At 42.8% G+C, this 8529-nt stretch carries 5 protein-coding genes and 1 pseudogene; 1 reads left to right on the top strand and 5 read right to left on the bottom strand.

The features are described from left to right. Window positions 1–138: pseudogene (locus HT736_RS12030) on the top strand (IS66 family transposase); the annotation flags it as partial. A 90-nt stretch (window positions 139–228) separates the two neighbouring features. Here the strand turns inward: HT736_RS12030 and HT736_RS01940 are convergent. The 5 genes from HT736_RS01940 to HT736_RS01920 all read right to left on the bottom strand — a co-directional run bounded on the left by HT736_RS01940 (window position 229) and on the right by HT736_RS01920 (window position 8522). After that, entirely contained in the window at window positions 229–2937 is a 2709-nt protein-coding gene (locus tag HT736_RS01940; RefSeq protein WP_172930691.1) for an FtsX-like permease family protein, read from the bottom strand. Between the two features lies 1 nt (window position 2938). Then, window positions 2939–3640 (bottom strand): ABC transporter ATP-binding protein, encoded by a 702-nt coding sequence (locus tag HT736_RS01935; protein ID WP_023933206.1) that lies wholly within the window; start codon window positions 3638–3640, stop codon window positions 2939–2941. Between the two features lie 117 nt (window positions 3641–3757). Next, window positions 3758–4450, bottom strand: coding sequence for a phosphoglycerate mutase (locus HT736_RS01930; RefSeq protein ID WP_000240129.1), 693 nt, complete (start codon window positions 4448–4450; stop codon window positions 3758–3760). Window positions 4451–4595: 145 nt separating this feature from the next. Further along, window positions 4596–7388, bottom strand: coding sequence for an isoleucine--tRNA ligase (gene ileS, locus HT736_RS01925; protein WP_172930690.1), 2793 nt, complete (start codon window positions 7386–7388; stop codon window positions 4596–4598). A gap of 252 nt (window positions 7389–7640) precedes the next feature. Next, window positions 7641–8522 carry a DivIVA domain-containing protein gene (locus tag HT736_RS01920; protein ID WP_001123177.1) on the bottom strand — a complete coding sequence of 294 codons (882 nt, stop codon included), beginning with the start codon at window positions 8520–8522 and terminating at the stop codon, window positions 7641–7643. Between the last annotated feature and the right edge of the window lie 7 nt (window positions 8523–8529).

The following is an 8529-nucleotide window of genomic DNA, read 5'->3' as shown; positions in this document are numbered from 1 at the left end:
AAACGTCATCAACTAAATAGTGAAAAATATCTATCCTATCTTCTAGAATGTCTTCCAAACGAGGAAACTCTCGTAAACAAAGAGGTTTTAGAGGCTTATTTACCATGGAATAAAGTTGTACAAGAAAAGTGCAAATAAGAAATCTCCAGATTAGGAACTATCCGTGAGTTCTCTAGTCTGGAGATTTTTCAATATACTTCGTTATTGGGCGGTTACAAAACAACTAGCTTACTCTACAGATTTCAAGGCTTCAAGCATATCAACCTTTCTCAGATGATGATTGACAAAGAAACCAAGTAGGGTCAAAATGATGCTTACTGCTGCCACTGGGATTACATAGACCTCCCAGCCTACCTGTGGATAAAAGAGAATAGTCGCAGGCGAAATCATTTGAATCAAAAATTGGTGTAAATAAAAACCTGAGAGCAGACCAAGTACGATTCCCACAAGAGACAGCACAATCGTCTCACGATAAATATAAAAGGTAACTTCATTATTATGAAAACCGAGAACCTTGATAGTAGAGAGTTCCCTGATTCTCTCAGCAACATTGATATTGGTCAGATTGTAGAGGATAACAATAGCCAATAGAACCGATACGATGACCAAGATGGTCATGGTCTGATTGAGTGAGCTAGCGACAGAGTCAAAGAGTCGAATGGCTGAAGCATTTTGGACGACACTAGACACCGCAGCCTGATTCATAAGTAAGCCGGCCTGTCTTTCGATACTAGTAGCACTGGTATCTCTTAACGAGACTAAATAAGTGTTGGCTTGGGGTAGCTGTCCGTAAATTTGCTCATAGCTAGCCTGACTCATATAAATAAAGTGACCAACGTAGTTCTCAGTAATAGCGGCGATCTTTAGCTCCTTACCTTCAATTTCTAAAGTCTGTCCAACCTTAACACCTGCCAGCTGGGCGAGTTTAGCTGTAATAACGACGCCATCTTTTAATGACAGCTCCTGCTGATGATTTTGTAGATGGATAAAGGGTGTCAAATCTTCCTTCTCTGTCATCATAAGGGTAATGGTCTGAAGACCAGCCTTACCTTTGAAATCCTTGTCTAGCGTTTTAGAATAGATTTTCTGATAGGCTTGAACGTTCTGCCCTCTCAACACTTCTTCTAGATTTGCCTTGTCCTGATTGGTCGCACTAGGATTTTCAGAGACAATCATCTGATACTGTTGGATTTGTTGAAACTGTCTAGACGGAACTCCTGCTACAGAGGATTGGATTCCCAAACCTGCAAAAAGCAGAGCGACTGAACCTGCCACACCAAAGATTGTCATCAACATCCGTTGCTTATAACGAAAAATATTGCGAGCTGTTACCTTATGGGTAAAACTGAGACGACGCCAGATAAAACCGATGCGCTCCAGTAAGATTTTAGCTCCCTTAACAGGTGGTTTAGGCAGTAAAAGCTGGGCTGCTTCATCGTGCAGTTCCTTCCGAGCCACCAGATAGGCTGGTAGAACACTAGCTAACCAACTCAAACCAAGAGCCAGTAAGCTATAGGTCCAATAGAACTGAATCTGGGTTTCTCCCACTACCATTCCTTTTGTAATGACACTTGAAATCACACTGGCTAGTAAATAATGTCCAAGTATACTACCTAGAGCTGTTCCGACAGTCCCAGCTACTAGACCGTAGAGGAGAAACTTGGCGATAATATCCTTGCTACGATAGCCCAAGGCCTTAAAAATCCCTGCATGAGTTCGCTCTTCATCCACAAAACGAGTCATGGTTGTAAAGGTCACCATAGCTGCTACGGCATAAAGCACCACAGGAAAGATATTGCCCACTGCCCGAATACTGGCTGTAGCATTGCTGTACATGAGGTAGCCCTGACCGCCAGGCATGGTCTGACGATTATAGACCTGATACTTGGGCTCAGCCAAATCATCCAAGACTTTCTGATGTTTTTCTAATTTTTCCTTTTCTTTGGCTAGATTTTGTTCAGCCTGCTTTAGTTTGTCCTCTTCCTTGCTCAATTCCTGCTTGGCTTGGGTAAGTTGAGCACTGGCCTGCTCTCTATGGGCTTGAGGGAGCAAGGCTAGTTGACTTTCCTGAGCCTGTATACGAGCTTGAGCAGTTGCTAAACGACGCTTGCCTTCTTGCAAATTAGTCTCAACCTTGTCAAGGGTCTCTTGACCTTTGTCTAGAGACTCTTGGCCTTCTTTTTTCAAGAGTTGCAGACGTGCCTTGCCATTATCTGACAAAGCTTGTTCTAGATCTTCCTGATGCTGTTTGGATTTTTCTTCATAAGCTGCTGAAAAGGCATTTAAACCTGCTAAATCTTGATATTTCAAACGAGCTATATTGTAGACTTTCTGATCAAACTGACTAGGTAAAATCACCCCATAGGCTGTCAGAGTCCCACTTCCACTTCCTGCGTAGCCCATATCTCGCTGGGAGAGGATTTCAGCTGAATCCACAAAACCAGTAATGGTATAAGTATGGTCTTTTAAAGAGGAATGACCCTCTTCTTTTTCTTTAAAACTAATCTCCTGGCCCACACTATATTGACTCTGCAGATGACTGGCCAAAGCGATTTCCTTGTCTGACTGAGGAAGTCGTCCTTCTCTTAGCTGAAAGGTTGAAATTCGCTCTGGTTTGGAATACAGCCGAATGGCATCCTGCCCATTATCCATAGCCACATCTGTCAAATAGCCAAACTCGACCTCTGCGCCCTCTATCTGTTCTAGTTCTTCTTGATCTGTTTGATCCAAACCATAATTAGACATAACTGCCAAATCCAAGGTTTGAGCAGTTGTTAAATAAGTATTAGCTGTCGCCTCCATGTTGGGGCTAGTCACTTTGAGACCTACTAGGGCTAGAGACCCCAACATCATCAAGGTCAAGATGGATAAAAAACGCCCCTTGGAGCCTGTAAAGGACTGAATTAAGTCCTTCCAATAGGTTTTTCGATTAATCATGCTAGTACTCCAAACTGTCGATATCCTGAGGATGCTGGTTGAGCACCACATCCTTGACACTGGCATCGTGCATATGAATCACGCGATCAGCAATGGGCGCCAAAGCTCCATTGTGAGTCACGATAATCACCGTCGCCCCCTTTTGACGAGACATGTCTTGGAGAATCTTCAAGACTTGCTTGCCCGTCTGATAATCCAAGGCGCCTGTTGGTTCGTCACAAAGGAGAATTTTAGGATTTTTGGCTACCGCGCGTGCAATGGAGACTCGCTGTTGCTCCCCTCCAGAAAGCTGGGCTGGAAAGTTATTGAGACGATGAGCCAGACCTACATCTGTCAAGACCTGTTCAGGATCCAAGGCATCTGTCACAATTTCTGAGGCCAATTCCACATTTTCCTTAGCTGTCAGATTGGACACTAGATTATAAAACTGAAAAACAAAACCGACATCATTTCTACGGTAATTAGTTCTCTGGTGGGAATTGTAGTCGGCAATATTGGCACCATCAATCCAGATTTCCCCCTCATCATTGGTATCCATTCCCCCAAGAAGGTTAAGAACCGTTGACTTGCCTGCACCAGATGCACCTAGAATAATAACCAATTCACCCTTTTCAATTTCAAAATTCACATCGCGATTGGCCACAATCTCCGTGTCCCCAACCTGATAACGCTTGTAACAGTGTTTCATCTCAATATAAGCCATCAGTGCCACCCTCTCTTAAACAAATTACTTCCTACTATCATTATATCGCTTTTTCAAGCCATTGGAAACTGGGAACAAAAACAAAAAGCCTAGAAATCAATTCTAGACTTACATTTTTTATTTTCCAAGGTAGTATTCAGAAACAACGTTCAATTTTTCGTCGAATTCGAATACCAATGGTGGGAAGTTAGGGATTTCCACGTCCATGATCTCGTCATCTGACAAACCTTTGATGTGTTTTACAAGGGCACGGATTGAGTTACCGTGAGCTCCTACGAATACGTTTTTACCATCTTTAAGAGCTGGAGCGATTTTATCTTCCCAGAATGGAAGAGCACGTTCCAAAGTCACTTTCAAGTTTTCAGCATCTGGGATTACTGAGTCGTCAAGTGAAGCATAACGACGGTCTGTGTGAGCTGAGTGCTCATCATCACGGTCCATATTTGGAGGCAATACATCGTATGAACGACGCCAGATGTGAACTTGCTCATCACCAAATTGCTCAGCAGCTTCAGCTTTGTTTTTACCAGTCAAACCACCGTAGTGACGTTCGTTCAGGCGCCATGATTTTTCAACTGGAACCCACAATTGGTCAGAAGCTTCAAGAGCCAAGTTCGTTGTTTTGATAGCACGTTTCAATACTGAAGTGTAAGCTTGGTCAAATTCGATACCAGCTTCTTTGATCAATTTACCAGCGTCAATCGCTTGTTGTGTACCTTTTTCAGACAAATCAACATCAGCCCAACCAGTGAAAAGGTTAGCTTTGTTCCATTCAGACTCACCGTGGCGAGCAAAAACCAATTTTACCATTAGATGGATTCTCCTTCAAATTTTCCGAGGTTTCCCCTCGTTTATCTATTCTATTCTACACAATTTTTCACAAAAAAGCTAGTCAAAACCAAAAAGGAAAGGACTGTTTGGCAATCCTTTTCCTTCTTAGTATCATACAACAACCTTACTTCTCTTCAAATCCTTCTGCGACTGCGTCCGCGAAGTTTTCTTCTACGATGCTTGCACAGTGGTCACAGATGACTGCCTGGTAGCTGCGTTCTGCTGTCGTTGGGTCGATACGACGGCAACGGTCACATACTTGGCCTGCAGCGCGTTCAACTGTGAAGGCTACATCTTCGAAGCTAACAGCAGTTTCTGGAGCTGGTCCCTCTGCGATGGTCAATTCAGACACGATTAAAAGTTGAGCTACATTGCTGTTTACTGCTTCGAGTAAAGTTTTCACTACTTCGTTTGGATAAACAATCAAGTGAGCTTCAAGTGATTTCCCGATAACTTTTGCATTACGCGCTTCTTCCAAGGCTTTTTGAGCTTGTCCACGGAAGTCCATAAAGGCTGCCCATGTATCCAAGATTTCTTCTTGGTTAGCAAAAGTTTCCGCTTCTGGCAATTCTGACAATTGAACGAAGTCTTCAGCTTCAAACTCAAGATATGACCAGATTTCTTCCGCTGTGTGAGGAAGGATTGGTGTCAAGAGTTTGGTGATTTTGACAAGAATGTCATAGAAGACAGTCTGCATTTGACGGCGTTCCAGTGATTTGGCACCTTCGATGTAAACAACATCTTTGGCAAAATCAAGGTAGAATGCTGACAAGTCAACGTTGATAAAGTTCACCAAGGCCTTATAGATTGTCAAGAATTCAAAGTCCGCATAGGCATCACGAATGGTCTTGACAAGCTGGTTAAAGCGAATCATCATGTACTTATCAACTGAGCGAAGCTCTTCGTATGCTACTGCGTCTTGAGCTGGGTTAAAGTCAGATGTATTGGCAATCAAGAAACGAAGGGTGTTACGAATCTTACGGTAAGTTTCAGAGACTTGGCTCAAGATATCCATAGAGATACGCACGTCGTTGCTTGAATCCACACTTGTTACCCAGAGACGCAAGATTTCAGCACCAAATTGTTTTTCAACATCACTTGGAGCAATGGTATTTCCAAGAGATTTAGACATCTTCTCACCTTTACCGTCAAGGGCAAAACCTTGTGACAAGATTTGCTTGTAAGGTGCTACGCCATGGTTGGCAACAGATGTGATGAGTGATGAGTTGAACCAACCACGGTATTGGTCAGAACCTTCTAGGTAAAGGTCTGCTGGGTAAGTCAACTCAGGACGGTTTACCACAACTCCATTCCATGATGAACCTGAGTCAAACCAAACGTCCATGATATCTGTTTCTTTTTTGAACTCGCCATTTGGTGAACCTGGATGAGTAAATCCTTCTGGCAAGAGGTCCTTAGCATCACGTTCCCACCAAATACTTGAACCATGTTCCTCAAAGAGTTGAGCCACATGTTCAATCGTTTCAGCAGTCATGATCGCTGTGCCGTCTTCTGCGTAGAAGATAGGAAGTGGAACACCCCAAGCACGTTGACGAGAGATAACCCAGTCGCCACGGTCACGAATCATATTGTAAAGACGGACTTTACCCCATTCTGAGTGGAATTTCACTTTTTCAATTTCGTCCAAGATTTCTTGGCGGAATTTAGAAACTGAGGCAAACCATTGTGGTACTGCGCGCCAGATGATTGGTTTCTTAGTACGCCAGTCAAATGGGTATGAGTGAGAGATTTCTTCTTGGGCAAGAAGGAGGCTGCCGAGTTTTTCAATAACTGTTGGAACCACCTTGTCATAGAATTGACCTTCAAACTCAGGACCAGCATTCTTCATCATGATACCGCGTTCGTCAACAGTCACTGCGACTTCAAGATCATTAGCAATACCAACATTGTAGTCGTCCTCACCAAAACCAGGGGCTGTATGGACAATACCTGTACCAGAGTCAGTGGTAACGTGGTCACCAAGGATCACCAATTCATCTACATCTGTATCCCATGGGTGTTCTGTTACGATGTGGTTGAGTTCTTGACCACGGTAAGTTGCCAAGACTTGAACATCAACCCAGCCAAATTTTTCAGACAAGCTAGTCAATAATTCTGCAGCAACGACAAACTTACGAGTTTCACCAGCAGGTTGAACCAAAACGTAATCAATATCTGCACCAACAGTCAAACCACGAGAAGCTGTGATAGTAAATGGAGTTGTTGTCCAGACTACGATATAAGTCTCTGTATCTAGAACACCTTTGCCATCTTTTACCTTATTGGCATAGTAAAGGGAAGTTGAAACCAAATCATGGTATTCAATTTCCGCTTCGGCAAGGGCTGACTCAGATGACCATGACCAGTAAACTGGTTTTGCACCACGGTAGATATAGCCTTTATTAGCCATCTCACCAAATACACGGATTTGAGCTGCTTCATAATCAGGAGTCAAAGTCACATATGGATTTTCCCAGTCACCAGAAACACCCAAACGTTTAAAGTCTTCACGTTGTTTATCTACTTGAGAAAGAGCGTATTCACGGCAAAGTTTCAAGTACTCAACCAAGTCCATTTCTTTACGTTTGACACCTTGTTTTGCCAAAACTTGCTCGATTGGCAGACCATGAGTATCCCAACCTGGGATAAATGGTGCGTAAAAACCTGACATAGATTTTGAGCGAACAATGATATCTTTTGAAATCTTGTTCATAGCGTGTCCAACGTGGATATTTCCGTTCGCGTATGGAGGGCCATCATGCAAGGTGAAATGAGGTTTTCCTTGGTTCAATTCTTGACGACGTTGGTAAAGTTTTGCATCTTCCCATTCCTTTTGCCAAACTGGCTCTTTGGTAGGAAGGCCTGCACGCATTGGGAAAGCTGTTTTCCCAAGATTAAGGGTATCTTTGAGTTTCATGGTATCTCCTTTATAAATAATCACAAATTAAAAACCACGACTGCCAAAAAGGACGAAAATCGTGGTACCACCTTTATTCGGAAAAAGATTTAGTCTTTCTCCCTCTTATCCCGTAACGTGGGGAACGTCAAATCCTACTAACTTCAGACTTGAGTTTTTGAGAGGATAATCTTATCAATAGGGATTACAGGACTCACACCATCTCCTGCTCGCTGGAAATATAAGGATAAGATATTGTTCTCAGAATATTTCTTATAAAATTGTAACGGATTCTTGCGGTGCTTCAAATCCTGGTGCTGAATCAAATGTTTCTGTAGCTGGTGTTGGAGCCGAAGGATGTACTGGAGCTACTTCTGGCTCTTCATACATTGGACCAACTGGATGAGCAGGTTCTTCTTCCATTTGAGGACCCACTACAGGAGTTGGAGCTTCCACTTCCTGTTTAGTCTGAGCTTCAAATTCAGCCAATTCTTTATTGGCTGCTTCAATACGAGCCTGTAACTCTGCCATTTCTGCTTGAGAGAACTGACGTGTCATATCAATTGGTTCTTCCTCAATTGGAGCTGGAATCGGTTCTCCAAGTACCTCGCTAACCACTTCTTTAAAGGCTTCATCACTGGTTTGAAGATAAGTAGCTGTTGGGCGAAGAATATCTTCCCAGTCTGAAGATTCAACAATAGCCAACTGACTCTCAATTGTAGATTTGAGACGTTGGTGGAAGACACGGCTCTTGTTCTTCAACTCTTCGGTTTCAACAGCAACTTTCTTAGCATTGTCTGTTGCTTGACGAAGAATCTCGTTTGCCTTATATTTAGCTTCTTCCAACAAGCGTTGCGCATCCTGCTCTGCTTGATGAATGATATTGTTTGAACGTTCATGTGCTGCTTGTTTCACTCGCTCAGCTGTGTCTTGGGCAATCAATACAGACTGGCTCAATGAATCTTTCATTTCGTCAAAGTAAGACAAACGCTCTTCTAAACTCTTAATACGCAAATCTTTATCATGATTCGCACGAACAAGATCTTCGTAATCACGAACCACAATATCTAAAAATTCATCGACTTCTTCTGGATCAAAGCCTCTGAATCGAGTTCCAAAGGTCTTGTCCTTTATTTCTAATGATGTAATTGGCATTCTATTC

Source organism: Streptococcus sp. 339 (assembly GCF_013277285.1).
GTDB lineage: Bacteria > Bacillota > Bacilli > Lactobacillales > Streptococcaceae > Streptococcus > Streptococcus pseudopneumoniae.
Note: the sequence above shows the minus strand (reverse complement) of the source record. Positions and strands in the feature narration are given on the sequence as shown.

Excerpts from the sequence above, each read along its gene's own strand:
- HT736_RS01940 (WP_172930691.1), bottom strand. The coding sequence starts at position 2,937 with ATGATTAATCGAAAAACCTATTGGAAGGACTTAATTCAGTCCTTTACA.
- HT736_RS01935 (WP_023933206.1), bottom strand. The coding sequence starts at position 3,640 with ATGGCTTATATTGAGATGAAACACTGTTACAAGCGTTATCAGGTTGGG.
- HT736_RS01930 (WP_000240129.1), bottom strand. The coding sequence starts at position 4,450 with ATGGTAAAATTGGTTTTTGCTCGCCACGGTGAGTCTGAATGGAACAAA.
- ileS (WP_172930690.1), bottom strand. The coding sequence starts at position 7,388 with ATGAAACTCAAAGATACCCTTAATCTTGGGAAAACAGCTTTCCCAATG.
- HT736_RS01920 (WP_001123177.1), bottom strand. The coding sequence starts at position 8,522 with ATGCCAATTACATCATTAGAAATAAAGGACAAGACCTTTGGAACTCGA.